At 40.9% G+C, this 26351-nt stretch carries 27 protein-coding genes and 3 pseudogenes; 14 read left to right on the top strand and 16 right to left on the bottom strand.

Translation table 11 applies throughout. The features are described from left to right. Positions 1–31: 31 nt before the first annotated feature. The 12 genes and pseudogenes from H8R91_RS04080 to H8R91_RS04020 form a co-directional block, all read right to left on the bottom strand. Positions 32–319: pseudogene (locus H8R91_RS04080) on the bottom strand (winged helix-turn-helix domain-containing protein); the annotation flags it as partial. 11 nt (positions 320–330) lie between these two features. Continuing rightward, a pseudogene (locus H8R91_RS04075) lies at positions 331–1110 on the bottom strand (sensor histidine kinase); the annotation flags it as partial. A gap of 49 nt (positions 1111–1159) precedes the next feature. Then, positions 1160–2071, bottom strand: a complete 912-nt coding sequence (locus tag H8R91_RS04070; RefSeq protein ID WP_186934951.1) for a magnesium transporter CorA family protein — start codon at positions 2069–2071, stop codon at positions 1160–1162. A gap of 60 nt (positions 2072–2131) precedes the next feature. Next, complete coding sequence (locus H8R91_RS04065) at positions 2132–2650, bottom strand: type 2 periplasmic-binding domain-containing protein (protein WP_186934950.1); 519 nt, start codon at positions 2648–2650, stop codon at positions 2132–2134. 22 nt (positions 2651–2672) lie between these two features. After that, positions 2673–3320, bottom strand: coding sequence for a potassium channel family protein (locus H8R91_RS04060; protein ID WP_117704736.1), 648 nt, complete (start codon positions 3318–3320; stop codon positions 2673–2675). 12 nt (positions 3321–3332) lie between these two features. Further along, complete coding sequence (locus tag H8R91_RS04055) at positions 3333–4673, bottom strand: TrkH family potassium uptake protein (protein ID WP_186934949.1); 1341 nt, start codon at positions 4671–4673, stop codon at positions 3333–3335. 149 nt (positions 4674–4822) lie between these two features. Continuing rightward, complete coding sequence (kdpC, locus tag H8R91_RS04050; protein ID WP_186934948.1) at positions 4823–5425, bottom strand: potassium-transporting ATPase subunit KdpC; 603 nt, start codon at positions 5423–5425, stop codon at positions 4823–4825. A 12-nt stretch (positions 5426–5437) separates the two neighbouring features. Then, positions 5438–7506, bottom strand: a pseudogene (gene kdpB / locus H8R91_RS04045) (potassium-transporting ATPase subunit KdpB). A 12-nt stretch (positions 7507–7518) separates the two neighbouring features. Beyond that, positions 7519–9330, bottom strand: coding sequence for a potassium-transporting ATPase subunit KdpA (gene kdpA / locus H8R91_RS04040; protein ID WP_186934947.1), 1812 nt, complete (start codon positions 9328–9330; stop codon positions 7519–7521). 251 nt (positions 9331–9581) lie between these two features. Then, complete coding sequence (locus H8R91_RS12250; RefSeq protein ID WP_279287555.1) at positions 9582–9704, bottom strand: hypothetical protein; 123 nt, start codon at positions 9702–9704, stop codon at positions 9582–9584. A gap of 171 nt (positions 9705–9875) precedes the next feature. Beyond that, entirely contained in the window at positions 9876–10781 is a 906-nt protein-coding gene (locus tag H8R91_RS12040; protein WP_243237686.1) for a sigma-70 family RNA polymerase sigma factor, read from the bottom strand. Positions 10782–10812: 31 nt separating this feature from the next. Further along, complete coding sequence (locus H8R91_RS04020; RefSeq protein ID WP_302186616.1) at positions 10813–11406, bottom strand: DUF6076 domain-containing protein; 594 nt, start codon at positions 11404–11406, stop codon at positions 10813–10815. Positions 11407–11512: 106 nt separating this feature from the next. Here H8R91_RS04020 and H8R91_RS04015 point away from each other — a divergent pair, with 106 nt between their 5' ends. Next, positions 11513–12439, top strand: a complete 927-nt coding sequence (locus H8R91_RS04015; protein ID WP_186934946.1) for a ParM/StbA family protein — start codon at positions 11513–11515, stop codon at positions 12437–12439. Between the two features lie 50 nt (positions 12440–12489). Here H8R91_RS04015 and H8R91_RS04010 read toward each other — a convergent pair whose 3' ends face one another. Continuing rightward, positions 12490–12801: a hypothetical protein gene (locus H8R91_RS04010; RefSeq protein WP_186934945.1), complete on the bottom strand. Its 312-nt coding sequence runs from the start codon at positions 12799–12801 to the stop codon at positions 12490–12492. 211 nt (positions 12802–13012) lie between these two features. On the opposite strand from H8R91_RS04010, the gene H8R91_RS04005 reads away from it, so the two are divergent. From H8R91_RS04005 to H8R91_RS03995, 3 genes are all read left to right on the top strand, one after another. After that, positions 13013–13603, top strand: coding sequence for a hypothetical protein (locus tag H8R91_RS04005; protein ID WP_186934944.1), 591 nt, complete (start codon positions 13013–13015; stop codon positions 13601–13603). Further along, positions 13587–14723, top strand: coding sequence for a recombinase family protein (locus H8R91_RS04000; RefSeq protein WP_186935015.1), 1137 nt, complete (start codon positions 13587–13589; stop codon positions 14721–14723). Before H8R91_RS04005 ends, H8R91_RS04000 begins: the two co-directional genes overlap by 17 nt. Before the next feature lie 81 nt (positions 14724–14804). Continuing rightward, positions 14805–15023: a hypothetical protein gene (locus tag H8R91_RS03995; RefSeq protein ID WP_186934943.1), complete on the top strand. Its 219-nt coding sequence runs from the start codon at positions 14805–14807 to the stop codon at positions 15021–15023. 158 nt (positions 15024–15181) lie between these two features. Here H8R91_RS03995 and H8R91_RS03990 read toward each other — a convergent pair whose 3' ends face one another. Then, positions 15182–15760, bottom strand: coding sequence for a manganese catalase family protein (locus tag H8R91_RS03990; RefSeq protein ID WP_186935014.1), 579 nt, complete (start codon positions 15758–15760; stop codon positions 15182–15184). Next, on the bottom strand, positions 15741–17180 hold the full coding sequence (locus H8R91_RS03985; protein ID WP_186934942.1) for a recombinase family protein: 1440 nt from the start codon (positions 17178–17180) through the stop codon (positions 15741–15743). Before H8R91_RS03985 ends, H8R91_RS03990 begins: the two co-directional genes overlap by 20 nt. 194 nt (positions 17181–17374) lie before the next feature. Here H8R91_RS03985 and H8R91_RS03980 point away from each other — a divergent pair, with 194 nt between their 5' ends. Continuing rightward, on the top strand, positions 17375–17569 hold the full coding sequence (locus tag H8R91_RS03980) for a hypothetical protein (protein ID WP_186934941.1): 195 nt from the start codon (positions 17375–17377) through the stop codon (positions 17567–17569). Between the two features lie 81 nt (positions 17570–17650). Here H8R91_RS03980 and H8R91_RS03975 read toward each other — a convergent pair whose 3' ends face one another. Continuing rightward, positions 17651–18217 (bottom strand): HAD-IB family phosphatase, encoded by a 567-nt coding sequence (locus H8R91_RS03975; RefSeq protein ID WP_022234647.1) that lies wholly within the window; start codon positions 18215–18217, stop codon positions 17651–17653. Between the two features lie 176 nt (positions 18218–18393). Here H8R91_RS03975 and H8R91_RS03970 point away from each other — a divergent pair, with 176 nt between their 5' ends. The 9 genes from H8R91_RS03970 to H8R91_RS03930 all read left to right on the top strand — a co-directional run bounded on the left by H8R91_RS03970 (position 18394) and on the right by H8R91_RS03930 (position 26324). Beyond that, positions 18394–19284: a DUF5685 family protein gene (locus tag H8R91_RS03970; protein ID WP_186934940.1), complete on the top strand. Its 891-nt coding sequence runs from the start codon at positions 18394–18396 to the stop codon at positions 19282–19284. Further along, positions 19277–19894: a J domain-containing protein gene (locus tag H8R91_RS03965; protein WP_186934939.1), complete on the top strand. Its 618-nt coding sequence runs from the start codon at positions 19277–19279 to the stop codon at positions 19892–19894. Before H8R91_RS03970 ends, H8R91_RS03965 begins: the two co-directional genes overlap by 8 nt. Position 19895: 1 nt before the next feature. Continuing rightward, a complete protein-coding gene (locus tag H8R91_RS03960; RefSeq protein WP_186934938.1) occupies positions 19896–20462 on the top strand; it encodes a hypothetical protein in 567 nt (188 codons plus the stop codon). 14 nt (positions 20463–20476) lie between these two features. Beyond that, a complete protein-coding gene (locus H8R91_RS03955) occupies positions 20477–22576 on the top strand; it encodes an SH3 domain-containing protein (RefSeq protein WP_186934937.1) in 2100 nt (699 codons plus the stop codon). Positions 22577–22619: 43 nt separating this feature from the next. Continuing rightward, positions 22620–23420, top strand: a complete 801-nt coding sequence (gene proC, locus H8R91_RS03950) for a pyrroline-5-carboxylate reductase (protein WP_186934936.1) — start codon at positions 22620–22622, stop codon at positions 23418–23420. A 79-nt stretch (positions 23421–23499) separates the two neighbouring features. Continuing rightward, entirely contained in the window at positions 23500–24174 is a 675-nt protein-coding gene (locus H8R91_RS03945) for a stage II sporulation protein M (RefSeq protein WP_186934935.1), read from the top strand. A gap of 17 nt (positions 24175–24191) precedes the next feature. Next, complete coding sequence (locus tag H8R91_RS03940; RefSeq protein WP_186934934.1) at positions 24192–25199, top strand: DUF624 domain-containing protein; 1008 nt, start codon at positions 24192–24194, stop codon at positions 25197–25199. Further along, positions 25180–25833 (top strand): hypothetical protein, encoded by a 654-nt coding sequence (locus H8R91_RS03935; protein ID WP_186934933.1) that lies wholly within the window; start codon positions 25180–25182, stop codon positions 25831–25833. Before H8R91_RS03940 ends, H8R91_RS03935 begins: the two co-directional genes overlap by 20 nt. Then, on the top strand, positions 25833–26324 hold the full coding sequence (locus H8R91_RS03930; RefSeq protein ID WP_186934932.1) for a lipocalin family protein: 492 nt from the start codon (positions 25833–25835) through the stop codon (positions 26322–26324). Before H8R91_RS03935 ends, H8R91_RS03930 begins: the two co-directional genes overlap by 1 nt. Positions 26325–26351 lie beyond the last annotated feature (27 nt).

Raw genomic sequence — 26351 nt, 5'->3', positions numbered from 1 at the left:
AGTTTTTGCTATTCATTTTCTGTTTAACAGATTATTCAACCTTCATCATTCTGTAGCCTACGCCGATATGCGTTTGGATATATTGGGGAGAATCTGCGTCCTTCTCCAGCTTTTTGCGGAGCGTCGCCATAAAAACACGCAGAGAGGCAATGTCGTTATCCCAACTGCTGCCCCAAATGTTCTGGGTAATAAAGGTATGGGTTAAAACCTTGCCGATATTTCTTGAAAGCAGACACAAAAGCTTATATTCAATAGGTGTAAGGTGTAGCTCTTCATCGCCGAGATAGGCGCATCCTGCGGCATAATCTATGCGGTGTTTTTACCGTCAGTATCGGGTATGATATGCACATCTAAATTCGGTGCGTTTGCAATCAGTTTTTCTGTAAGAGTAGGTTTAGAAAATATGCTCTTTCGGGTTGCGGAGCTTCTTCCTATCACAATTTTTGAGACTCCCGAAAGCCTTGCAAATTCGGCAATTTGATAGGAAACATCTTCACCGTGCACGGTTTCAATTTTAGCGCCTAATTGTTCTGCAAGACGCATATTGCTTCGCAGGCGTTTTACATCTTCTTCAGGCATAACCTGATAATCAGGAGTTTCCACAAACAGCGCTGTAAAAGCGCCCTTAAAGACATTCGCCATCCGGGCGGCAGTGCGAATTATTTTTGCATTCGACGGTGACGACGAAAGGCATACAAGAATATGCTCATCGGTATGATAATCGTTGTGACTTTTCGTTCTGACGGTTTCGGTAAGCAGATTCACCCTGTCGGCACAGCGGCGCAAGGCAATTTCACGAAGCGCCGTTAGATTTTCCACGGTAAAGAAATTCTCTGTAGCACGCTCAGCCTGAGTCGGGTTATAAACTTTGCCCGCTTGTAGCCGATCAATCAATTCCTGCGGCTCAATATCCACAAGCTCAACCTGACTTGCGTTGTCAAACACCGAATCGGGGATTCGCTCATGTACCATAATGCCCGTTATAGATGCAACGGTGTCATTTAGACTTTCAATATGCTGAACGTTTACCGTGGTATAAGCGTCTATTCCCGCATTAAGTAACTCTTCAATATCCTGATAACGCTTTGTATGTCGGCACACGGGGGCATTATTTCATCCATATACCCCCCTGTAAGTCTCATATTTCAAGTTGGAAAAATTAAAAGAATTTCTTCTTTTTGAAGTAGATGATTTCTCCTATTGCGATAATAAGAGAAACAATAATCACCGACAGATAACCGTATCGCCACTTCAGCTCCGGCATATAAGCAAAGTTCATTCCATACCATCCCGTAATTAAAGTAAGAGGCAGGAAAAAGGTGGTGACGATTGTGAGAATCCCCATAATCTTATTTTGCCGTGCATCCTGCATAGACTGATAAAGCTCACGAAGCTGCAGCATATTTTCACGAAGCAACTGAACATGATTTTGCAATCTCTCGGCACGGTGGGTAAATTTTTCCCAGTCCCCGGTATCGTCTGCAAATGAAGAACACGCGCGGGATTGAAACAACTCTCCGATATCTGTCAATTGTTCATAGTAAGCATTTAATTCGGACAGCTTTTGCCTGTGTTTTGTAAGCAACGGGAAAAAGTCTGCCGAACCGCCGGAGCCGATATTTTCTTCCATTTTTTCTGTTTCTGACTCGATGTGAGAAAGATAGAGAACATCATCCTCTATCATTTGCTCCATAAACTGCAAAAGAAGATGAGCCGGACTGTTCAGCTCCTGAAACATACTTATCCGTTTGTCTACCCATAATTTCAAATCGCCTACATCTTCGACAAATAAGAGCGACTGTCCCGTCAAATAAAAGCTGAAGGAAAGCTGCGGTGAACGCTGTTCACTTTTTTGAGGCAGGCGTAATGTTCCGATGATGCAGTTTTTGAAAACCTCTGCCTTACAATAACGAATCGATCCAAGACAGTGAAGAAGTTCTTTATAATACGGTAGTTGTTCTTTACATTTGTGAAATTCCGCCGTACTCATAAATGTAAAAAACGGCTTTTTATCGCCGCAGTTTTGGGCGGCTTGCAGACTCCCGTCTTTTGAATTTATAAAGTATTGCATTACAACTCCCCCTTTTTACTTTTTATTATATCACATATATCACAAGTATAAAAGTATTTTCTACTTTACATATTCCGCATTGATCACCGCTTGATTTGAAAAAAGAAAATCAGAGAAGCTATTTGCAAAGGCATTATTTGAAGCCTTTTTCCATATCACAGCGGTCTGAATTACGGAAGGATCCAGCGGTTCTATCGTACATCCTGCTTTCTCACAGATAATACTATTTTGCTTTGTAGAAATGATAAGACAGCGGTATGTATCGTCATTTGCAGAAGCATTGTTTTCAATAAAGCCAAAGTCAATTCGATTTTTGTTTAGCTTATCATATATATCCTCTGTATTTCCGAACAGGAAATGAAGCTGACAATTCGGCTTTCCTTTTGAAAACTTTTCAAATAGCGGTATCAGCGAATCCAAGATCATAGGATTATCAAACGCAATAAAAAGGCTGTTTTCTGCAATTTCTTCGTCAATTAAGTGGTGGTTATTTTCTAAAAAATCGTCAAGCCTTTTCATTATAAAGTAACCGAACACAATCATGATAGCCACTGCGCACACTAACAATAATTCTTTCATGCTTTCCGTCTTCTTTCGGAATTTATATGTGAAAACACTTTTGTATGTTTTTGGTATCACCCAGCACCAAAATAGTGTCACCCGGTATAAAGCTTGTTTCAGGCGCAAAATTTAGATTCATTTTACCGTCGCGTTTAATCGCCATAATATTGATACCGTGCTTTTTACGCACATCTGCTTCAATAACGGTTTTTCCGATCCATTTTTCGGGTACGGCAATTTCAAAAATTGCATGATCGCTGTCCAACTCTATGTAATCGAGGATATGGTCGGCAGTATAGCGGATAGCCGTCCAATCCGCAAGCTGCCTTTCGGGATATACGATTTCATCCGCACCGTTTCGCAGAAGGAATTTTGCGTGTACTTCCCGTGCCGCACGGGAAACTATCTTTTTGGCATCCAATTCCTTTAATAGAGATGTCGTTTCAAGCGAGCTTTGAAAATCGTCCCCGATTGCAACGATGCAAACATCAAAATTATTTACGCCCAAAGACTCCAAGAACTCCTCATTTGTTGCATCACCTATTTGCGCGTTCATAACAAAGGGCAATACCGCATTTACTCTTTTTTCGTCTTTGTCTACAGCCATAACCTGATGCCGCATCTCGTTAAGCTTCATAGCAATATGCCTGCCAAACCTTCCAAGCCCTATTAATAAAACAGATTTCATATTATTTCTCCTTTAGCCAACCGTTATTTTTTCCTGCGGATATTTTGTTACGTTTATCCCCGTACCTTTCATTGCCGCAAATATCAATGTCAGTCCTCCGACTCTTCCGAAAAACATGAGTATAATCAGAATGAACTGCGAAGCAATCCCCAACTGTGAGGTGATGCCAAGCGAAAGCCCCACCGTTCCGATTGCCGACGCTGTTTCAAACAGTGACGGGAGCAATGGAAGATTTTCGATGCGGCTGATGATCATTCCGCCACCTATAAACAGCCCAATATACAGTAAAAAGATAGTTGCCGCACTTTTCACGGTATCGTCGGATATGCGCCGCTTGAAAAAGTGTGTATCTTCCTTTTTACGAAACACGGACAGCGCCGATGAAACCAAAACGGCGATTGTGGTGGTTTTCATACCGCCAGCCGTTGAACCGGGCGAACCGCCGATCAGCATCAACAATATTATCAGCATTTGACCTGTCTCACTGAAGGATGTTAAATCCGTGGTATTAAAGCCGGCTGTTCTCGGCGTAACAGACTGGAAAAGAGAGGTCAGGATTCTTTCTCCCAGTGGAAGGTTCTGATACTCGAAAAAGAAAAAGTAAAGCGATGGCAGGATAATCAGTATTCCCGTAACCGTGAGGATAACCTTGCTTTGCATTCGGTATTTTCTGAAATGAAGCTTATTGTTATTAATATCTTCCCAAGTTAAAAAGCCTATTCCGCCGATAATAATAAGGGCCATAACCGTGAAGTTGAATAAAGGCTGTGATGAATAAGAGGTTAATGACGAAAATGGCTCTTTAATGCCGATTAAGTCAAAGCCTGCGTTGCAGAATGCCGAAACAGAATGGAACAAGGCGTACCATAAACCCTTCGTAATTCCGAAATCACGGATAAAAGCCGGCAAAAGCAGGGCTGCTCCAATCAGCTCAATGCACACCGAGGTTTTTAATATAAATTTTGTAAGCCGCACAATGCCGCCGACATGATGTGCAGAAACTGCCTCCTGCATAGTACTTCTCTGCATTAGACCTATTTTTCGACCTGAAAAAGCCGCAACCGAAACCGCAACCGTGACAATGCCCATACCGCCGATTTGAATTAAAAACAGTATTACGCTCTGCCCGAACATTGACCAGTATGTAGCGGTATCGTGTATAACCAAACCGGTTACACAAACTGCGGAGGTGGCGGTAAACAGTGCGTCTGAACATACAGCGCCTTTGCCGTCCCTTGTTGCAACGGGCAGCATTAACAGTATGCTGCCTAAAATTATCACAGACAGAAAGCCTAATATAATAATCTGGAACGATGTAATGTGCTTGTGTTTTGGATTTTGTCGTTTTATCATAACGGATACCTTCGCGATCTTAATATCAAATTTAGACTGTCTTTATTTTATCTTAATCTGCATTAAATCGGCGTAAGCAAGATAAAGACGATATTAAGATTGCATAAAGATAAAGGCGGAAAAGCCGAAACTCTTCCGCCTTAAAACTATTACAGAATTCCGTCCAGCATCAAATTTACTTTAAGAACATTTACTGTTTCTTCTCCGAAAACTCCTAAGAATTTACCGTCGGTGCATTTCTTAATAATCTCCCGTACCTCGTCCTCGGTCATATCGTTTGCTTTTGCGATTCTTGCCACCTGATACTTGGCGGCGGCGGGGGAAATATGGGGGTCAAGTCCGCTGCCCGAGCAGGTCACAAGATCAACGGGGATTGCTGTTTCGTCCATGTCGGGATTGGTCTCCCGCAGTTTTTCCACACGCTCTTTCACCAAAGCCTCATATTCTTCGCTTGCCGGGGAAAGGTTGGATGGTGCGGCATACATCAGAGTTTTTCCGTTTTCGTCCTTGTAGGTTGAAACATCAATATTCATAATGCGCCCCCACATATGTCCGTCATCCGTATACTGCTGACCGAGCAGCTCACAACCGTACTTTTTTCCGTCAACCTCAATAATACTCCCGTTTGCTTTGTCGGGAAAAATAAGCTGCGCAAACCCCGTAACGACACCCGTATAAACCACGCCGCAGAGCAATGTGAATATAAGAAAAATTATTGCCGCTCTCGGCAGTACATTTTTTAATGTTTTCATTATAAAACCTCCTTATGCCAAGCCGAACAGTACAAGCAGCATATCAATCAGCTTAACGAAGATGAAGGGTGTCGCCAAACCGCCGAGACCGTAAATTAACAGTTTGTGGGACAAAAGCTTGCCTGCGGGAACCTCACGGTATTTCACACCTTTGAGTGCAGCGGAATCAGCGCAATAATAATCAGCGCATTGTAGATGATTGCAGATAAAACAGCGCTTTGCGGGGAATGAAGTCCCATAATGTTAAGTGCCGAAAGACCCGGATACAGTCCCATAAACAAGGCGGGAATAATGGCGAAATACTTTGCTACATCGTTCGCTATGGAGAAGGTGGTCAGACTGCCTCTTGTCATCAAAAGCTGTTTACCGATACGGACGATATCAATAAGCTTTGTCGGTGACGAATCAAGATCAACCATGTTTCCCGCTTCCTTTGCCGCCTGTGTGCCGGTGTTCATCGCAACCGCCACATCAGCCTGTGCAAGTGCGGGTGCGTCGTTCGTGCCGTCGCCCGTCATTGCCACAAGGTGTCCTTTGCTCTGAAAATCGCGTATCATTTGAAGCTTGCCTTCGGGAGTTGCTTCGGCAAGGAAATCATCCACGCCCGCTTCTGCCGCAATGGCGGCGGCGGTCATCGGGTTATCGCCTGTAATCATAATGGTTTTTATACCCATTTTACGAAGATCCGCAAACTTTTCCTTAACGCCCTGCTTGATAATGTCTTTCAGATGAATAACGCCTAAAATCTTATGATTTTTCGCTACAACAAGGGGAGTTCCGCCTTTGTTCGCAATCTCTTTAACGATTCGGTCGCATTCCTCCGAATAAATTCCGCCGCTTTCGGTTACATATTTTTCCATGGTATCGGCGGCCCCCTTGCGGATTTCGTTGCCGTCATAATCAACGCCGCTCATACGGGTTTTCGCCGTAAAGGGAATAAATGTCATGTTCTTGTCGGAAAGCTCTCTGCCGCGAATATTGAATTTTTCTTTTGCGAGAATAACCACGCTTCTGCCTTCGGGCGTTTCATCGGCAAGAGAGGATAGCTGTGCCGCATCGGCAAGTTCTTGTTCACTTACACCATCTACGGGAATAAATGCGTTCGCCTTGCGGTTACCGAGCGTAATTGTTCCGGTTTTATCAAGCATCAATATATCCACATCGCCTGCGGCTTCAATAGCTCTTCCGCTCATAGCAAGTACATTTGCTTGGTTCAGTCTGCTCATCCCCGCAATACCGATAGCGGAAAGCAATGCGCCGATGGTGGTAGGGGCAAGGAAGACAAGCAACGCTACCAAGGTAGTAACAGAGGTGGGGTTATCAATTCCCGCCTGTTTTGCCGAGAATATGGAGTAGGTATAAAGCGATACCGTAACAAGAATAAAGATAATGGAAAGGGCGACAAGAAAAATCTGCAACGCAATTTCATTTGGCGTCTTTTTACGGGAAGCACCCTCGACCATAGCAATCATTTTATCAAGGAAGCTTTCGCCCACTTTGCTTGTTATCCGCACAACGATCCAATCGGAAAGTACGGTTGTACCGCCTGTTACGGCGCTTCTGTCACAGCCTGCCTCACGGATGACGGGTGCGGATTCGCCTGTGATAGCGCTTTCGTCTACGGAAGCGGCTCCTTCAATAACCTCACCGTCGCCCGGAATTTGCTCTCCTGCTTTCACAATGACAATGTCGCCTTTTTTAAGCAACGCGGAAGAAACAGCGGTTATCTGTTCTTTCTTATCGGCAGAGGGTATCTTGTGTGCCTCCACATCTTTTTTTGAAGCTCTCAGAGCGTCTGCCTGCGCCTTGCCTCTGCCCTCGGCAATCGCTTCGGCAAAATTGGCAAAAATACAGGTAAACCACAGAATAACTGCGATTGCCAAGGTATATCCGCTTGAAGCGTCCTTTAGTCCGAATAGGGATACAATCCACAGTCCGCTTGTGAGGATCGCCGAAATATATACCAAAAGCATAACGGGGTTTTGCACCTGTGTTTTGGGATTTAGTTTTACAAATGAATCTTTTATGGCTCTGCCGAGCATCTTTTTATCGGCAAAAGCACTTTTATTATTTGATGCCATAACAGTGCCTCCTTAAATAACATTATTGAAAAATTCAGCGAGCGGTCCTAACGCCAACGCCGGGAAGAAACTGAGTGCGCCTATAATAAGGACGATTAAAATCAGCAGGAATACAAACATACCGTTTGTTGTGGAAAGTGTACCTGCGTTTGTTGCAATCTTCTTTTTGCCGGCAAGACTGCCCGCGATCGCCAGTGTTCCCATGATCGGAAGGAAACGGGCAAACAGCATGACAAGACCGAGCGAAACATTCAAAAATACGGTGTTTGCATTAAAGCCGGCAAAGGCAGAGCCGTTGTTACCGCCGCAGGAAGAATATGTGTACAGCATTTCGGAAAAGCCGTGCGCTCCGCCGTTGTTTAGGCTGTCCGCCACGCTCGGTACTACAGCCGCAATACCGCTTCCTATAAGAATGGCAATCGGTGTGGCAAGGCAAACAAGCACAGACCATTTCATTTCATAAGGTTCAATCTTTTTGCCTAAAAACTCCGGCGTTCTGCCGACCATAAGTCCGGCTATAAATACCGTCAGAATGGCAAAGGCAAGCATACCGTAAAGACCGCAGCCAACGCCGCCGAAGATAACCTCGCCGAGCTGCATCAGGAGCATTGTCACCATACCGCCGAGCGGTGTGTAGCTGTCGTGCATCGAGTTTACAGAGCCGTTGGAAGCCGCCGTTGTAAATGCCGCCCATGTTGAGGATGTTGCAATACCGAATCGGGTTTCCTTACCTTCCATATTGCCGCCCGCCTGGTCGGTCATTGAGACGTTGACACCATCCTGTGCAAGTTGCGGCGTCGCAACCTGTTCGCTGACGGCAATCGTGCCCAGCGCCAGCGCAAGGCATATAAACATCGCCATAAAGATTGCAATGCCCTGTTTTTTATTCTTTACCGCCTTGCCAAAGGTGAAGCACAGCGCCGCAGGAATAAGCAAAATGGAAAGCATTTCAATCAAATTTGTAAAGGCGTTCGGGTTTTCGAGCGGATGAGCGGAGTTAACGCCCATATAACCGCCGCCGTTTGTACCCGTTTGCTTAATGGCGACCTGACTTGCCGCAGGACCCATAGGTACAAACTGTTCGGTAACGATTTCGGCGTCTTCTATTTTTTTGCCGTCAACTGTTACGGTATTTGTATCAAGGTCAATTTCGGCGTTTTCAAGAATTTCGCCGTCTGCGCTTACCGCAATCGGTTCGACGAGCGATACGGTTTCAGCGCCTTTCAGGTTCTGAATCACGCCGCCGCCCACAAGGCAAAGGGAGATGACAAGATTCAGCGGAATCAAAATATGAATGACGATTCTTGTTATATCAACCCAAAAGCTGCCTAATCCATCGGCTTTTACTTTTATAAATCCCCGTATCAGGGCAAACAGCACGGCAATACCCGTAGCTGCGGAAACAAAGTTCTGCACGGTAAGTCCGAGCGCTTGGGTCAGATATCTTAATGTGGACTCGCCGCTGTATGCTTGCCAGTTTGTATTGGTTACGAAACTGGCTGCGGTATTAAAGGACAAATCCCATTTTACACCCGAAATCCCCTGCGGATTTCCGGGAAGAACTCCCTGCAAAATCTGAAGCAAAAACAGAAAAATAAGTCCGATGCCTGAAAAAATCAGAACGGAAACGGCATATTTTTTCCGGTTCATTTGCTCGTCCTTTTTGACGCGCATAACCTTATACACAGCGTTTTCACAGGGCGTTAGAATTTTGAAAAGAAAGGTTTTCTCTCCGTTCATTACTTTCTTGATATAAGCGCCGAGCGGAATCGCCAAAACAATAAGAACGGCAAGATAGAGTATGTATTGTATTACCGCACTCATTTTTGCTCATCCCCTTTCATCAGTATGTAAACATAGTAGATTAGCAGTGCCGCAGCACAAAGACCGATAAATCCGATTATAATATTCATAGTCTTACCTCCTTGTTTGATATTTTAACAGCAAAAAGATTAAATCGGGATTAGCAGAATGTACAGCGCATTAAAACTATATTAAGACGCTTACAGCCATCCGAAAATCAAAGCAATCGGAACCGTAATAATTACGGTGAAGAAAAACACGGCAGCGAGAACTCAAATCGGCATACCGATAAATACCGCAAAAAAGGATAGATACGGATGCTTGAATGCGAAATGCTCCGCTCGTGCTTCAATGCGCTTATCAAATTTGTGTATAGCTTTAAATATGGCTGACATATTTAATCCCTCCTTACGCTAAAAGAATAGCACAGGAGAAATAAAAACGGGAAAAAGACCTCATTGATTACTGTTAAGAAAAAATAAAGCCTAAATTAGCGGAACATACCTACCAAAATGGAAAGCGGCGACAGAAAGAATAGAATCTTCCTGCCGCCGCTTTTTGCTAATTTATATTAAATCATTTATTGCTTTTCTTAATTTCTCCAACGCCTTTTCACACTTGTTATGAGCCGTATTTGCTGAGCTGTATTCGTGGTCGGTAGCAATATCCGTATACATCATCTTCTTGATTGGCTTCTTTTTCGGCTCACCGTATTCGTCCAAATCGTTATGAACTATATAAAACACACTATGGCATTCAAAGCAATAACCGAGTCTTTGAGATAACATTTTCCGTTCGGTATACTCCGGTTTTTCGTATGCTTCCCATAGTCGGGTATACAGCTCATTTTTCATAAACAGCGTATAAGTGTCAGAGGTACCGTCGGAATGTGCCTCCTCTGTGCATTCTTCACCGTCATCGTCTGTGTATTGCCGATACAAATCCACCCGGTTTTCATTGAGCAGACCGCCGAGTAATATTTCTTTAGCGTTTTCAACGGTTTCCTCAAGCTCGCCTGCAACCTTTATCAGTGTTTCATCTGAATAATCACGCTCGTATTTGTACCATATTGCCATTGCTTTACGGAGCTTGGCATATTCTGCGATGCTTTGTGCTGTGAAGTCTGTACGCATAGAGCGCACATAGTCCAGTATCTCCCGTTCCACATACCGTTCCTTGAACGAGGTAAACGGCGCGCCTTGCTTAATATCGTAGTTTTTTAATGCTTTGAGCAGTCCGGCAATATATGCCTGTTTCATATCCGCAAAATGCACCGGCATAAAGAGCTTTCGCATATATTCCTGCACATTGTTGTTAAGCGTTTTTTCATAATAGTGCAGAAACCAAGCAAGATAGCGGTTATCTTTCTCTTTCAGATAGGTTACAATATATTCCTGCAAATCCCATTTCGGCGGTGCCGGCTGCAATTGATACATATTTAAATCTGCTTTATCTATATAAATTTCTGTCACGGCACTCACCTCAGTTCTGTGATACTTACCGTTATTTTAACTGCTTATCGACTTCGGTGTAGAGCTTTTCACGGCTCATATCCGACTCATACTGACTGTTGGCATATTCCGTGTCCTCTTTTGCCTGCTGCATACGCTCTTTTGCAAGATCAAGCGCTGTGGCGGCAAATTCTTCTGTGACAGTACCTCGTTTTCTTTCCATTCGGAGCACAGAGCAGCGGTTTTTATAGATGCGGATAACAGGATTGCCCGCTGCTAATTCTTTACGGTTGATTCTTGCGGCGTATTTCCGGCAGGTAATGGCTTTGCCCTTGAGCTTAAACGGCGCATAGCCTGTACAATACTTTTGCCTTGCCGCAGAGGTCATAAGGAAATATTTTTTGCAGATATCGCACCTCCTTGGATAATGACCGTAATGTAAGCCTTCAAAGAAGCCGGTCATCACAAAGCTGTAATAGCTGTCGAAATAAAGCCTGCGTGCAAGAGTAGTAGTTTTACTGCGGCTGGCTTTCTTGATTGGTACATATTCCGTTGTCACGGGAAACGGCACAGAGCCGAATACTTCTAATGCTATGGGGAGCAAATGTTCCTCGTCAAATCGGTCAGCTTCATTTACACGGCTCACGAAAACTCTAAGCTTTTCAAAAAAGCAGTATTACTCGCCGATAAAGAGCTGTACGAACAAATCAAAAAGCACAACAAATTGAAGTAAGAAAAGGAGAAATGAAATTATGAGAAAATTTAATGAAATGTACGTTATCGGTATCGACCACGGCTACGGGAATATGAAAACGGCGAACTACTGCTTTCCCACCGGAGTAATGAAAAGCGATACCGAACCCACCTTTGTCAGAGACCTGCTCCAATGGAACGGCAAATACTATTCCATCGGCGTCGGTCATAAGGAATTTACGGCAGACAAGTTTACTGACGAGGACTATTATGTACTCACCCTTGCCGCTATCGCACGGGAGTTACGGAGAGAACGCCTCACCGAGGCTTCTGTGTTTATCGCCGCAGGACTACCCTTAACTTGGGTACGTGAGCAAAAGGCTGAGTTTAAGAAATATCTGCTTCAACACAGCAATGTTGTATTTTCTTTCCGTAACACCGATTACCGCATTAAAATTGTCGGTGCAGAAATCTATCCGCAGGGGTTCGCTGCTGTTGCCGAAAACCTTGGTGATTTTAAGGGCGTCAATATGCTCTGCGATATTGGCAACGGTACAATGAACCTGCTTCGGATTGTAAACAAGAAACCTGATGCCCAGCGTATGTTTACCGAGAAGTACGGCACCCATCAATGCGCTCTGCTTATCCGTGAGCAGATGATGAAGCACTATCATACAACCATCGATGATGCGATAATCACAGAAATTCTCAAGAAAGGCACAGCAGATATTGACGGGCAGTATCTTGAAACGGTTATCAAAACCGCAAAAGAATACACCGCCGGTATCTTCCACCGTCTGCGTGAACACGAATACGATCCCAAACTGATGAAACTATATGTGGTCGGCGGCGGTGGTTGCCTTATTCGCAACTTTGCTGATTATGACCGTAACCGGGTTGTTATCAATGATGATATTTGTGCCACTGCCAAAGGCTATGAATATATGGCGCTCGTGACTCTTAACAGAAACGGTGGTGCGGTATGAGCATTAAAAGTACGCTTTAATCTGAGTAAAGAAAATGACCGCAAGGCTTATTAATATCTGCAAGGTGCAGAGGTTTCATACAGCAAGGCGGTCATTTCTGCTATCTGCGGATATATGGAACTGTCAGAAAGAACTGCAACCGAAGAAGCTTTCCTCGAAAGGGTTATATCCACCATCCGAGAGGAAACGGCAAAAACAAACCCTCTTAGCGGCTTATTACAACTTGTGTAACAGCCCGTTGCACAAACACCTTCCGAAAAGGAAAAAACGACGACAGCGAAGAAGCGGTACTCGATTTTCTTGACAGCTTCTAAGATGTCACTGATTCCTGCTTTTGACGGTACTGTGATGGCAATACCCAAAGGAATTGCCCCCACTAAAACCAATGACTCCACTATTTTTCAAAACTGACGGTAATCACAATAAAAGTGATGCCAATATCAACCAATAGCAGAACCAATCGAAAGATTTGCACAAACAATAATTGTATGAGGTCGCTCCCTCACGGTGCAAGCCACAGAAAAACAGACGAATACCACATACGGTGTGTGTCTTACACCGTAACAAGCACAGTTGGATAAAAACGCCGAGAACAGATACCGCCTGTTCACCTTGGAGTACCGCCCACCGTACAGACCTAAAAAGTTTCCGTTGGAAGATGAACTGCGAAAGCTTGAATTCTCTATCGACCACAGCCACGATGCGGCAACAGTTTTAGTAAATATGATATTCTATATCATCATAACAGTAATTCAAATTGCCGCCGAGCTTACAAATGTAATGCTGCTGTCACCTGATTTAAGGGCGGCGGAAAAGGATTTGAAAGAACTGATTGCCGACTATCACTTTTTGCAGGAGCAGGATATTCATACAGTTTCCGACCTACAGGTAAATATTGAGCAATCTCGGTCTGAGCTTTTGACACTGGAACGTGAGCGCAGCGACATCAGCAATCGTATCCGCCGTCCAAAATCGTCGGAGGATGAAAGCCAAAACAAAGAGAGCCGAAAAGCGATCAGCAAACAAATGAAGCCTGTTCGAGAAAAGCTTCGCCGTGCGGAGAAAATTTTGGAGAAGTCTCCGCATTTGTATGAATTATTAAAGCAAGAGCACGAGCTTGAGAGAAAAGCCCGTGCGAGATATTTAGATAAAGGTCTGTTATGAATATGCCGAGTCACACAATTACACAGTAGTCGGTGAATATATCGACCGAGCACAAAGCGGTAAATTTGATAACCGTGCCGAATTTCAAAGGATGATTGCAGACAGCGATAAACACACCTTTGATGGGATACTTGTGTATCAGCTTGACCGCTTTGCCCGTAACCGTTATGACAGTGCGATTTATAAGGCAAAATTAAAGAAAAACGGCGTCAGAGTTTTATCTGCAAAAGAGAATATCACCGATGACGCTTCAGGTATCCTTATCGAAGGCGTTCTTGAAAGTATGGCGGAATATTACTCGGTGGAACTTGCGCAGAAGATACACCGGGGAATGTCTATCAATGCCGAAAAATGCTTATCATACGGCAACAATCCGGGACTTGGGTTTAAGGTCAACAAAGCAGACCGCACCTTTTATGTTGACGAGGAAGAAGCGGCTATTGTCCGTGAAATATTTGAACGATATGCAAGTGGTGAAACCAAAGCGGAAATTGTAAAGGATTTGCAGCGGAGAAAGGTTAAAACTTCTATCGGCAACAAATTCACATATAACAGCCTTAGCCGCCTTCTCAAAAACAAACGCTATATCGGCATATATTTATACAAAGGAGTTGAAACACCCGGCGGAATGCCACGCATCTTGAATGACGACTTATTTTATCGGGTCCAATCGCTTATGAATAAAAACAAATCAGCACCCGCTCGAACAAGGGGCGAAAACGAATATCTCCTAACTACGAAACTTTTCTGCGGTCATTGTAAAGAAATGATGGTAGGCTACGGCGGCACGGGTAAATCCGGCAAGCACTATTATATGTGCAAAAAGGCACGCAAAAAGAAATGCGATAAGAAGATTATCGGCAAGCAATATATCGAAGACCGTGTTGTCAGCGAATGCCTAAAAATGCTTACTTATGATAAAATCCGATATATTGCAAAGCGTGTTGCAGAGAAATGTATCAAGAGTCCCGACAATATATCGGTGCGTGAAATCAAGAAAGCCATTAAGGAAGTCGATGCTGCCATTGAAAACCTTTGGGAAGGTATTGAACAAGGACAATCGGTTGATATGCTGACTGAGCGTCTGCATAAACGACAAGCAGAAAAAGAGGAATTGTAAACTCAGCTTGCTATTGAGAACAACAAGAAAATCTGCCTATCCGAAGCGCAGATTTTAGCCTTTCTTGATTATGTGTGCGAAATGCCGTTTGATGATTTTAATAAGCGCAGAGCGATTATCAATATATTCGTTCAATCCATCTACTTGTATGACGATCATTTCACCCTAATTATCAACGCAAGTAAGAAGCCTTTGAGCATCGACAATATCCCGCTTGATGATATTGAGGAAGCTTTTGAGGGCGAAAATACCGAAACGGAGGGGTGTTCATCCTTGATGACACCCGCTCCACCATTATAGTCACGATTGCATATGCAGTCGTGACTTTTTTATTATATTGTTATTCTTGTATTTATGCGTTTTTTATAGCAAAACAAGAATCATTTATGAAGTATAAAACAACACAATATAAATTATGCAACCGTACGCAGAATATTATGGGGTGCCTTTATTTTGCATTATTTCTTTTTCATACAGTTTTTAAAACATTTTTTATCAAATGAAGGGTTGAATGCGTAGAAATTCTTTTCGTCAAGTTTGTCGGTCATAAGTCTCAGATTTTCGCCGAAGCGTTGATAGTGTACTACTTCACGCTCACGCAAAAATCTTATTGCGTCTTTTACATCGTAATCATCGCAAAATCTTAAGATATTATCATAGGTCGATCGCGCTTTTTGTTCAGCCGCCATATTTTCGTGGAGATCTGTAATTGGATCGCCTTTTACCTGCATAGATGCGGTTGTATAAGGTGAACCTCCTGCCGATTGCGGATATACGCCTGTTGTATGGTCAACAAAGTAATCTTCAAAGCCTTGCTTTTTGATTTCATCTTCCGTGAGGTCTTTTGTAAGCTGATATACAATTGCACCTATCATTTCAAGGTGATTTAATTCTTCGGTACCGATGTCGGTTAAGGTGGCTTTTAATTCCGGCAGCGGCATTGTAAATCTCTGACTTAAATATCTGAGTGATGCGCCGAGTTCTCCGTCAGGTCCACCGTACTCCGAAAAGTGATAATCAGATATAAAGAAATATATTAACCGAAGAAGTTGAGCGGTTAAAGACTATGTAATCTACAAAGCCTTTTAGTATTTCGTTCTTTTCTTTTTCGCTTATTGCAGGGCTTTTTAGAGTTGCTAAAAAGTTTTTCTTTTCTTTTACATTTTCTTTTCTTGGTTTAGTTTTTTCTTGTTTTAATTGAACTTGACGGGAAGAGAGGTTTTTTATTTTATCTTCTACAGACTTTTTGTATTCTTTTACTTCTTCAACGGTGTAGATTCCTTCAAGATATGCGTTTTTTATCCGTTGTATTTTTTGATTTTCTTTTTCGATTAAGTTAGTGTAATCAATGCAGTCAGCAACAGTTTGAGATAAAGACTTGACCGAAAGTTTAAAATCTTTGTTTTCAAAAACCTGTTCAAGTCCGAGTATTACAAGATTATTAATATTGGTAAGGCTGATGTAATGTGACTGTTTACATATTGATTTTGAGTATTTAATGCATTGCAGTCCTTTGTTTGAATATGCTAATGCAGAGCCGCAGTTGCTGCATTTTATTAAACCGTGCAGCATATATTCTTGTTTAATATTATTGTGTATGCCTTTTCTTTGTTTACGACCGTTAGTTTCTATCAAATTTTGAACTTTATAAAAAATTTCATCGCTGACAATAGATTTATGTACTCCTTGAGTGTACACAATATCTTTGTTGTTTGAATATCTGTAATCTGTTTTTCCGTTTTGATTCCAACGGATTTTTCCTATATAAACGGGATTTTTCAGGATATAATCTATTGTTCTGTTTTCAAAAGGATTTCCTCTTGTAGTTTTGACACCGATTTCGTTTAATTCGGATGCAATTTGCATGCTGCTCTTTCCGTCTATATAATTGGTAAAGATTTTACGAACAATTGCTGCTTTTTCTTCGTTGATAACATATTGTTTATCGACTATATCATAACCGAAAGATGGAATAGTCACCGGCTGACCTCGTTTGACTTTTTCTGACATTCCTCGCAGCACTTCCCCGGAAAGGCGGATTGAATAATATTCGTCCATCCATTCTATGATACGCTCAATAAGTGAGGAAAACGGATTTTCTTCATCAAGAGTTTCGGAACAGCTTATTACCGAAACATCATTCTTTTTAAGCATAGATTTATATACAATGCTTTCTTCTTGATTCCGTGCAAATCGACTGAACTTCCACACAAGTATTGCACTAAACGGTGCAGGCTTTTGCTTTGCAAGCCCTATCATCTCGATAAATTGCGGCCGTTTTTTGACATATTTGCCTGACAATCCGTCTTCTCGAAATATGTACTCTGACGGGATATTGTAACCGTTTTGTTTTGCGTATTCTTTTATTATACGCAGTTGACTGTCAGGAGAAAGCTCGGTTTGTCGGTCTGTAGATACTCTGATATATGCCGCAGCGGTTTTAAGTTCTTTTTCCATAATAATCACTTTCTATCGCTTAATCTAAGTGAATTTGCTATAAGTCATAATATGTTTCAGAGATAAAAATGTGTTGATTTTTGCTATATATGTTGCTTGGCATCTGTTAATTGATTTTGCAGAGCACATAATATATATGTAGGAATAGAATAAAGTTAAGGGGTGGTTATAAATTGTCAAAGAGGCAAAGTTTTATGGTTAGAATACATTTACCGATTAACGGGAAATATTATTTGTGGTATGAAGTTGACGAAGAGAGAAATGTAAAATGGTATTTGCCTCGTGACGAGGCAGAGGCACAAGAGGCTGTACAGAAAATGCTTGAAAATGTCGGAAAACATATGAGTAATTTTTACTCAAACAATTCAGAGTACATTAAAAATCTGTAAATATTGATATTTCAAAAAAATCAGGTCAATCTTTTATCGGATTGACCTGATTTAATATAATAGAATTTTGTATAAACAGTTTTATTTAGAAAAATCCCAATCAAGGAGTCGGTTACCTTTTACGATAAATGCCTTTTCGGAAATTTTAGCAAGTGGAGTGTCGCTGTAGCTGTCGGAATAAAATTCGTGAATTTTTGTGTCACCAAACATTTCTCTGTATCGCCTTACTTTTTCTTCACCGTGGCAGTTTATACCGCTGTATTTGCCTGTATGTTCGTCAACGACAGATGCCATAAGATAATTTATTTTGAGAGTTTTGCATATTGGTGCAAGTAAAAATTCAGGGGATGCGGATATTATTACATCATCTTTTTGCTGTTGATTTTTATAAAACGGCTTGATTTTGTCAATATTAATATTCCAAAAGTCGGTTATGTCTTTTTGTATGTCGCAGTATTTTAAAAATTTATACATTTTTTCTTTAAACTGCGTTTTTGTGCCTATTTTAAAAACATAGAATTTAATAAAAGCACCGATAAGTGAGGGGGCAAGCAATAAAATTTTTTTATGCCTTTTTAGAGAAAAAATATAGAAATCGGCTGTTGAGTCGCCGTCATATATTGTTTTATCAAAGTCATATACATTCATAAATAAACCTCTTAGTTAATTATTAGTTTTATAAATATTTATATTTTATAATTAATTATAGATTTTTGCAATACCCTTGTTCACCTAATAATCACTTATTTTCGGCATACTTACTGTTGCTTTTTACCCTGAAATATAGTATAGTATAATGTGAGTAATAATATAGGAGTAATACAGTGTTCGGTTATTTACAGATTGAAAAAGAGGAACTTCTTGTAAAAGAGTTTGAAACATATAAGGCTGTTTACTGCGGACTTTGCAAGCAAATGGGTAAAGATTATTCTTTTTTAACCCGTCTTACATTGAGCTATGACTGTACTTTTTACGCAATGCTTTTGATGTCATTACATTCTTCGTGCGGCGGTTTTAAGAAAGGCAGATGTACCTGCAATCCTCTTAAAAGATGTAATTTTGCTTACAGCAAAAATGACGATTACCAAAAGGCTGCGGCTTTTTCAATTATTACCGTTTACTACAAACTTATTGATGATATAAATGACAGCGGATTTTTTAAATCTCTGTTTTCAAGAATGATTAAGCCGTTTTTCTCACATCAGAGAAAGAAAGCTAAAAAGCGTTATCCGTGGATTGACGAATATGTGGCTGAAATGATGGAAAGACAGGCTGTTATTGAACAGGATAAAAGCGCTTCCGTTGATATTTCGGCAGACCCGACAGCTCAAATGCTCGGAAAAATCCTTGCAAAAGACGGTAATGACGAAACCGAGAGCCGAGTTTTATACGAATACGGATATAATATAGGCAGATGGATTTATCTTATGGATGCGGCAGACGATATAGAAAAAGACGCTAAGTCATTAAGTTTTAACCCTTTTATACAAGAGGACGGTTTAACTTTAGACAACAATATTATTTCGCTCACTCTTAATCAGTGCCTTGCAAGGGCATATGATGCGTATAATTTACTTGATATAAACGGTTTTAAGGGGATACTTGACAATATGATGCTTAGAGGATTCCCGAAAATTCAGAATAAAATTACAGATAAAACCCAAAAGGACTCGGACAAATCTTTTGAGTCGCAGAAAGGAAGTAAAGATGAATAATCCTTATGAGGTTCTTGGCGTATCTGAAAATGCCAGCGATGAAGAAATTAAAGCAGCGTACAGAAAGCTTGCCAAAAAATATCATCCCGACAATTATGCGGACAGTCCGCTTGCAGATGTTGCCGAACAAAAAATGAAGGAAATCAATGAGGCTTATGATACAATAAATCAATTAAGGCAAAAGGGCAGAGGCTCGGGTTCAACTTCAAATGCAACCGGCGGATATTCTCACCAATCCACAAGATTTCACGGTGTAAGAATTTATATTCAGCGCAATATGATTAACGAGGCCGAACAGATTCTTGATAATACAGAGCAACAGTACCGTGACGCAGAATGGCATTACCTTAAAGGTATGTGTGCATATCGCAAGGGTTGGGCAAATCAGGCTTATTCTTACTTTACACAGGCTGTAAATATGGACCCTAACAATCAGGAGTACCGTGCGGCTCTTAATAATATGAATAATCAGAGGGCTTATAATTACGGCGGCTACACTCAAGGTACACCAAATACAGGTGACGGTGCTATGTGTGATTACTGCACCACATGTCTTTGTGTAAACTGTCTTACAAACTGTCTTTGCAACTGTTGCAGAATGGGCTGTTAATATGAAAAAGTCATCTTCAAGTCCGTTAAAAACAACCTTTAAAGTTACAATTTCGGGTGTATTGTCGGCACTTTCGCTTGTCTTTATGATGCTCACATCATTAGTGCCGCTCGGTACTTTTGCTTTTCCTTGTATGGCAGGAATTGTGCTTATGGTGATTGTAGTCGAAGCAGGTCATAAGTGGGCGTGGGGTGCATTTATATGCGTTTCACTGCTTTCGCTTTTCCTTGCGGGCGACAAGGAAGCTGTTGTATATTACATTATGTTTTTCGGTTATTATCCGATAATTAAAGGTGCAATAGAGGGAAAAATAAAAACAAGAGCCGTACAGTTTGTGCTTAAATATGTGGTATTCAATGCAGCGGTAATAGGAGCATTTTTTATAGCGGCTTTTTTACTTGCCGTGCCTGCAGAGGAATACACTATAGGCGGAATGTATGTACCGTGGATTTTCTTGCTTGCAGGAAATATATTCTTTACAATTTATGACTTGGCGGCAACAAAACTCGTTACATATTATATAGTTGTACTCAGAAACAAGCTTATAAAACCAAAATACAGAAAATGACAGAGGGTAGTATTATGAGAAAAGTAAGCGCAAAAAAATTAATAGTCCCGATTCTTGCCGCCGTATTGTTGCTTTTTTCACTTCCTGTAAATGCGGCTGAACTTTCACAGACAGAGCAGGCTGTGAGCGCAAGTGTGACGGCAGGAGCGTCAGGTTATGTAAATGGTGACGGAGTAAATCTTCGTTCGGGAGCGGGTACAAGCTACAGTGTTGTGACTGTTATGGAATACAAAACAGAATTTACCTTTGACGACGGAACTCTGTACAACGGCGAGTGGTACAAAATCACTCTTTCGGACGGTACAAAGGGATATATTTACTATGAATATGCTACCGCAAAAGAGGTTACAGATACTCTCAAAACGGGTTACATAAATGCAAGTGATGTAAATATGAGATCGGGTGCGGGTACAGATTATTCTGTTATTTCTACTCTTGATTACGGTACAAAAATTACCGCCGTTTCAAAAAGCGGTAATTGGTATTACATTGAACTTAGCAGCGGTACAAGGGGATATGTTTATGCGGATTATGTAACGCTTAATGCCGATGAACCGCAAAAGTCGGGACTTTCAAAGACAAGTCTTAGTATGTACAAAGGAAACTACAGCACTTTGTATGTAAACGGCGCAAAAGGTAATGTAAACTTTGCTTCATCAAATTCTAATATTGTATCTGTAACTTCGGACGGACTTTTATATGCAAAAGCTGCGGGTTCGGCAGTTATTACCGCAAGATATGACGGAATATCAGAGAGTTGCTATGTAACGGTTACAAGCGGAAGTTATGTAAGTATTTCCGATTCTGCGGTTCATATAAATAAAGACAAATCTGTTTTTCTTACCACAGATTCATATGTAGATTGGAAAACTTCAAATTCAAATGTAGCTACAGTCAGCGACGGTGTTGTATATGCCAAGAGCGAGGGTACTGCCGTAATTTCGGCAGAAACAAGCTACGGTGCAGGTACCTGTATTGTAACTGTAGAAAAAACTGCGCCTGTTCGTTTCGTATATGCCACACCTAATTCGGCGCCTCTTAACAGCCTTGTTACTTTGAATGCTATAACCGATAATACAAAGCGTGGTTTGTATTTTACGATATCCAATGAAAAAGAAAGCTATACACTTCACGCCGATTCAATAGAGAAAGACGGCGACAATATTATTTGGTCTGCAAAAACTGTGCTTGATACTTCGGGTACATGGAACTATACAGCGTATTCGCTCGCAGAGGACGAAAACTATTACAGAACTGTCGAAGATGATGCAGAGGGCGAAGTTTTTGTTACAACTTCAACCGATACTACAACTGCGGTTCTCGGTGAACGCCGTGCAAGCGATGAAATAATCTCTCTTATCGCAAATTATGAGGGATTTTTGCCTACGGTAACACCTGATTATATTACGGGTGACGCAACATTAGGTTATGGCAAGGTTGTGTGGTCCGGCGAACAATTTTACAATAATCTTTCAAAAACCGAGGCATATGCTTATCTTTGCCAAACCGTAAACAGTGGCGGATATACTTCTCGAGTTAATAAGTTTATGATTTCAAATAATGTAAAGTGTAACCAACAGCAGTTCGATGCACTTGTGTGCTTTACATATAATGTAGGAGCATATGCGCTTGACAATGACAGCGATTTGTCGGACACTTTACTTAATACAGCATATCAGCCTGCATTAAAACCGTCTGCAAATGCGCAAGGCTATGTAAGCGGTGACGGCGTAAATTTGAGAAGCGGAGCGTCAACATCTTATTCTGTTGTATCCGTTATGTCTTACGGTACAACCTTTACTTTCGTTGACGGCAGTCTTTATAATGATAATTGGTATAAAATTAAATTGAGTGACGGCACGGTGGGATATATTTATTCCGACTATGCCTCTGTAATGTCAGCAAGCAGAAGTCTTGATAATGTAAGCCGGTCTGCATATGCTAAGAATTTCTTTGCATATCACCATGCGGCAGGCGATTGCTATGAGGGACTTTTATACAGAAGAGTTGATGAGGCTGAAATATTCTTTTACGGTGATTACATAAGGGACGGTTACGAAAACAAGTACGGTTTCAGTTATACTTGCGCCCGTAACCCGAGCTTTGGATTGTGATAAATATTTAATTGGTATTACTTATTTGAAAGGGAGTATTATAATGAAGAAAATCGGTTTTATTGGTGCAGGAAATATGGCAACTGCAATTATCGGCAGTCTTATGGGACAGAATGACGGCAAGGCTGATTTTATTAATGTTTTTGACCTTGACAAGGAAAAATGCGATATTATGAGCAAAAAAGGCATTAATATTAAAAAATCCGCCGCTGATGTTATGCTTGAAAGCGACATTACCGTTCTCGCTGTTAAGCCGCAGAATTATCCCGAAGTGCTTGAGGCATTAAAGTCACAGGTAACAGCTGACAAAGTTTTTGTTTCAATTGCGGCAGGTATTTCTATTGCATATGTGCAGAATCTTCTTGATTGTAAATGCCCTGTAGTAAGAGTTATGCCTAATACTCCGCTTTTGCTCGGCAATGGTGCGTCTGCACTTTGCCCGTCAGATAATATCTCTGAAGAAGACAAACAGATTGTTTATAATATGTTTGCGGGCAGCGGCGTTTGTGAATATATTGCAGAAGAGCATATGAACGAGATTATATCTGTAAACGGAAGCAGCCCGGCATATATTTATCTCTTTGCAAAAGCTATGGCAGATTATGCTCAAGAGTGCGGCATTGATTATGACAAGGCAATGAATCTTATTTGTGCAACTCTTGAGGGTTCGGCTAAAATGCTTAAAGAGAGCGGCGACAGTGTTGATACACTCATTGAAAAAGTAAGTTCAAAGGGCGGTACTACCATTGCTGCTCTTGATGCAATGAAAGACCTCGGCTTTTATAATGCCGTTAAAAAAGGTATGGCTGCCTGCACAAAGAGGGCAGAAGAGCTCGGTAAGTAATTACATTAATAGATAATAAGCATACAAGCAAAATATTCCGCATATTTTTATTAAGGATAATTATATGGAGGAATGTTTTGTGAAAGGCTTTATATTTTCGATAAAAGAAAAAACAGATTTAATCAGAACAGGCAGGTTTTCTCTGACAACACAAGATATAAAATATTACATAAAGAGATACGGAATTTATATATTGTTTATTTCGATGTTGATTGTCGGACTTGCCTGCGGAACTGTGTATGCAATGTCTGCCGACAAGGAAATGCTTGCTTCTCTTGATTTTTTGTTTTTTACAAATCTTGACGCACGGCTTTCACAAAATGTAATTAACACATTTTGTGCCTGCTTTGCATCTGATTTTATATTTTTGTTCGCAGTATTTTTACTCGGATTAACCCCTTGGGGAATCCCCGTACTGCCTTTTATCGTGTTTTTAAAGGGCTTCGGTACGGGAATTACTGCCGGATATTTGTTTTCGGTTCATTCGTTAAAAGGTATAGTTTTCTATCTTTTTGTACTGTTGCCCGGAACATTTTTATTTTGTCTGGCACTTATTTTATTTTCTTCCGCCGCTTTTACCGCATCGGGAAATATGTTTTGGCAGATTATAGCGGATAAAAAAATGGGCGGATCTTCGCACAGGTATATATCGGACTTTCTTTCAAGGGGAGTGAGTTGCCTTATACTCGCTTTTCTTTCTGCCGTGCTTGACGCTGCATTATGGGGAGTTTTTGCGGGGAATTTTAATTTTTAACCTATGGAGGTCGAACAATGGCAGGGAAAAAAGCAAAGTTCGCTTTGACTGATTTTTTCAACAACCTATTTAATAATTTCGGTAAAATAGTTTTTACAAACCTATTGTTTGCCGTACCGCTTGCGGTGTTGGTTACGGCTTTTTATTTTCTTGACAGTGCACTAAAACTTAACGGATATTTTATTCTTATGCTTTCGATTATTCCGCTTTCACCTTTTTTTGCAGGCGTAACCCTTGTTACCTCAAGACTTGCAAGAGGAAAAGAAAATGTGGATGTTTTCAAAACATTTATTGAGGGCATAAAAAACAATTGGAAAAGATTTTTAATTCACGGTGTAATTACATACTTTGCGGTTATATTCAGTTATTTTTCAATAAGGCTGTACAGCGCATTAATTTCACAGCCGAATGCAGACTCGTTTTTCCTTGTAATGCTCTATGTTTGCCTGATAATTTCAATTATTATTGCAGTTGCATTTCTTTTTATTTTCTTTTATGTGCCGTCAATGACAGTTACATTTGATTTGTCACTTAAAAATATTTATAAAAACAGTGCGCTTATGTCATTCGGTGAGTTAAAGCATAATATTATTGCAACATTCGGTCTTTTTATAATTGTGCTTTTTTGCGCTACAATTCTTATTTTTGTAGGCAATACAGACAGCAGTATTGCGCTTATAATTACAACCGCAATTCTTATGTTTGTACTTGTGCCTGCGCTTGCTTCTTATGTTATAAATGCCTCGGTTTATCCCGGAATGTATAACCTTATGACAGAAAAAGAAAAACGCTCTAAAAAAATTGATAAGAAAATGGACAACAGAAGAAAAGGTCAGTTTATTGACGAGGAAGATGAGGAAAACAATATAGCCGATGAATTTCTTGACCTTGATGTCGAAGAGAATAAAGACGGCGATGAATATATTTTCTATAACGGAAAAATGGTTAAGCGAAGTGTAATCATTAAGATGAAAAAGGAAAGAGAGAAAGCAGAGGGGAAATCTGATGAAAGCAAAACACGCTGAAAAACGACCTAAAATAACAATAAGTCTGTGGCTTTTTATTGCTATAATTGCGTTTTTGGTGCTTTTGATTATCGGTATTACTTTTTATTCGGTACAGCGAGAACTTAATTCCGATAATAAAAACAATAACACAACGATTGCTGCAACAGAACAGATGACGGCAGCAGAAACCACACAGGCTGTTACAGAAGAAACAACCGAGCAGTCGATACAGAAAACTACAGAGGAAAGCACTGAAAAGGAAGAAGCTGCTGTTGAACCGACCACACAGGCAATTGTAGTAAGCGGTGCAGAGAGTGCGGACAAAAATCTGAATTTTGACGCAGAGATGTATCCGTATAAGGCTTTTGACAATGTAGGCAAGCGTGAAGCGTCTGTAAAAGAAGTTTTCGGCTCTGTATATGGCGGAGAGGGAATTACCTTTGATAAAAACGGACTCTTTTCCGATAATATAACCCAGTCGGAGTATAACTATGGTGCATATACCGTAACTGACGGCGTAATTAATATGACATACTCAAATGACAAAAATAAATCTGCGGAAATTATCTCGTACAAAGGCAATGTTCCAAGCGAAATAAAGATTGATTATGTCGGATATGATGTTTATTTTAAAATTGGAAGTGCAAATTAATGAGCAAAAGCAAAAAGAATAAAAAAAGAAACAAAGTAAATCATACCGATAATAAAAATAAATTTAACCGTAAAAAGGCAATTACAGTCACTGTTGTTCTACTTGTAATTGTCGTAGCGGTAGTAGCTTTGATTTTTACAATGCATAATAAAGCGAATGATATTGTTGGTACAGATTGGGTATCATCGAGTGCTGTAAATGCAAGCGGCGATGAAGTGGAAATGGCAGAGGTTTATAATACAAGCTATACTTCGTATCAAGGCTCGCTTTCATTTAAGGATGACGGTACTTTTTCGCTTTGGCTCACACCCGGCACATCAGAGGACGGTACGCACTCCGGAAAGTATACTGTAAACGGCGATACAATTACCGCCGCTTTTGATGACGGAGAAACTACAACAAGTTTTTATATTCACCGTAACGGTGATAAAATTGAATCAATTTCATTGAATTATGAAGATTACGAAGTTTATTTCACTTTAAATAATTAATATCAAAGCAACAGGCTGTCGCACTTT

The sequence above is a fragment of the Ruminococcus intestinalis genome (genome assembly GCF_014288065.1).
Classification (GTDB): domain Bacteria; phylum Bacillota; class Clostridia; order Oscillospirales; family Acutalibacteraceae; genus Ruminococcoides; species Ruminococcoides intestinale_A.
The sequence above is the reverse complement of the archived record's forward strand: the minus strand, read 5'-3'. Positions and strand labels throughout refer to the sequence as shown.

Excerpts from the sequence above, each read along its gene's own strand:
- H8R91_RS04070 (WP_186934951.1), bottom strand. The coding sequence starts at position 2,071 with ATGCAATACTTTATAAATTCAAAAGACGGGAGTCTGCAAGCCGCCCAA.
- H8R91_RS04065 (WP_186934950.1), bottom strand. The coding sequence starts at position 2,650 with ATGAAAGAATTATTGTTAGTGTGCGCAGTGGCTATCATGATTGTGTTC.
- H8R91_RS04060 (WP_117704736.1), bottom strand. The coding sequence starts at position 3,320 with ATGAAATCTGTTTTATTAATAGGGCTTGGAAGGTTTGGCAGGCATATT.
- H8R91_RS04055 (WP_186934949.1), bottom strand. The coding sequence starts at position 4,673 with ATGATAAAACGACAAAATCCAAAACACAAGCACATTACATCGTTCCAG.
- kdpC (WP_186934948.1), bottom strand. The coding sequence starts at position 5,425 with ATGAAAACATTAAAAAATGTACTGCCGAGAGCGGCAATAATTTTTCTT.
- kdpA (WP_186934947.1), bottom strand. The coding sequence starts at position 9,330 with ATGAGTGCGGTAATACAATACATACTCTATCTTGCCGTTCTTATTGTT.
- H8R91_RS12250 (WP_279287555.1), bottom strand. The coding sequence starts at position 9,704 with ATGTCAGCCATATTTAAAGCTATACACAAATTTGATAAGCGCATTGAA.
- H8R91_RS04015 (WP_186934946.1), top strand. The coding sequence starts at position 11,513 with ATGAGAAAATTTAATGAAATGTACGTTATCGGTATCGACCACGGCTAC.
- H8R91_RS03995 (WP_186934943.1), top strand. The coding sequence starts at position 14,805 with ATGCCGTTTGATGATTTTAATAAGCGCAGAGCGATTATCAATATATTC.
- H8R91_RS03985 (WP_186934942.1), bottom strand. The coding sequence starts at position 17,180 with ATGGAAAAAGAACTTAAAACCGCTGCGGCATATATCAGAGTATCTACA.
- H8R91_RS03980 (WP_186934941.1), top strand. The coding sequence starts at position 17,375 with ATGGTTAGAATACATTTACCGATTAACGGGAAATATTATTTGTGGTAT.
- H8R91_RS03975 (WP_022234647.1), bottom strand. The coding sequence starts at position 18,217 with ATGAATGTATATGACTTTGATAAAACAATATATGACGGCGACTCAACA.
- H8R91_RS03965 (WP_186934939.1), top strand. The coding sequence starts at position 19,277 with ATGAATAATCCTTATGAGGTTCTTGGCGTATCTGAAAATGCCAGCGAT.
- H8R91_RS03960 (WP_186934938.1), top strand. The coding sequence starts at position 19,896 with ATGAAAAAGTCATCTTCAAGTCCGTTAAAAACAACCTTTAAAGTTACA.
- H8R91_RS03955 (WP_186934937.1), top strand. The coding sequence starts at position 20,477 with ATGAGAAAAGTAAGCGCAAAAAAATTAATAGTCCCGATTCTTGCCGCC.
- proC (WP_186934936.1), top strand. The coding sequence starts at position 22,620 with ATGAAGAAAATCGGTTTTATTGGTGCAGGAAATATGGCAACTGCAATT.
- H8R91_RS03940 (WP_186934934.1), top strand. The coding sequence starts at position 24,192 with ATGGCAGGGAAAAAAGCAAAGTTCGCTTTGACTGATTTTTTCAACAAC.
- H8R91_RS03935 (WP_186934933.1), top strand. The coding sequence starts at position 25,180 with ATGAAAGCAAAACACGCTGAAAAACGACCTAAAATAACAATAAGTCTG.
- H8R91_RS03930 (WP_186934932.1), top strand. The coding sequence starts at position 25,833 with ATGAGCAAAAGCAAAAAGAATAAAAAAAGAAACAAAGTAAATCATACC.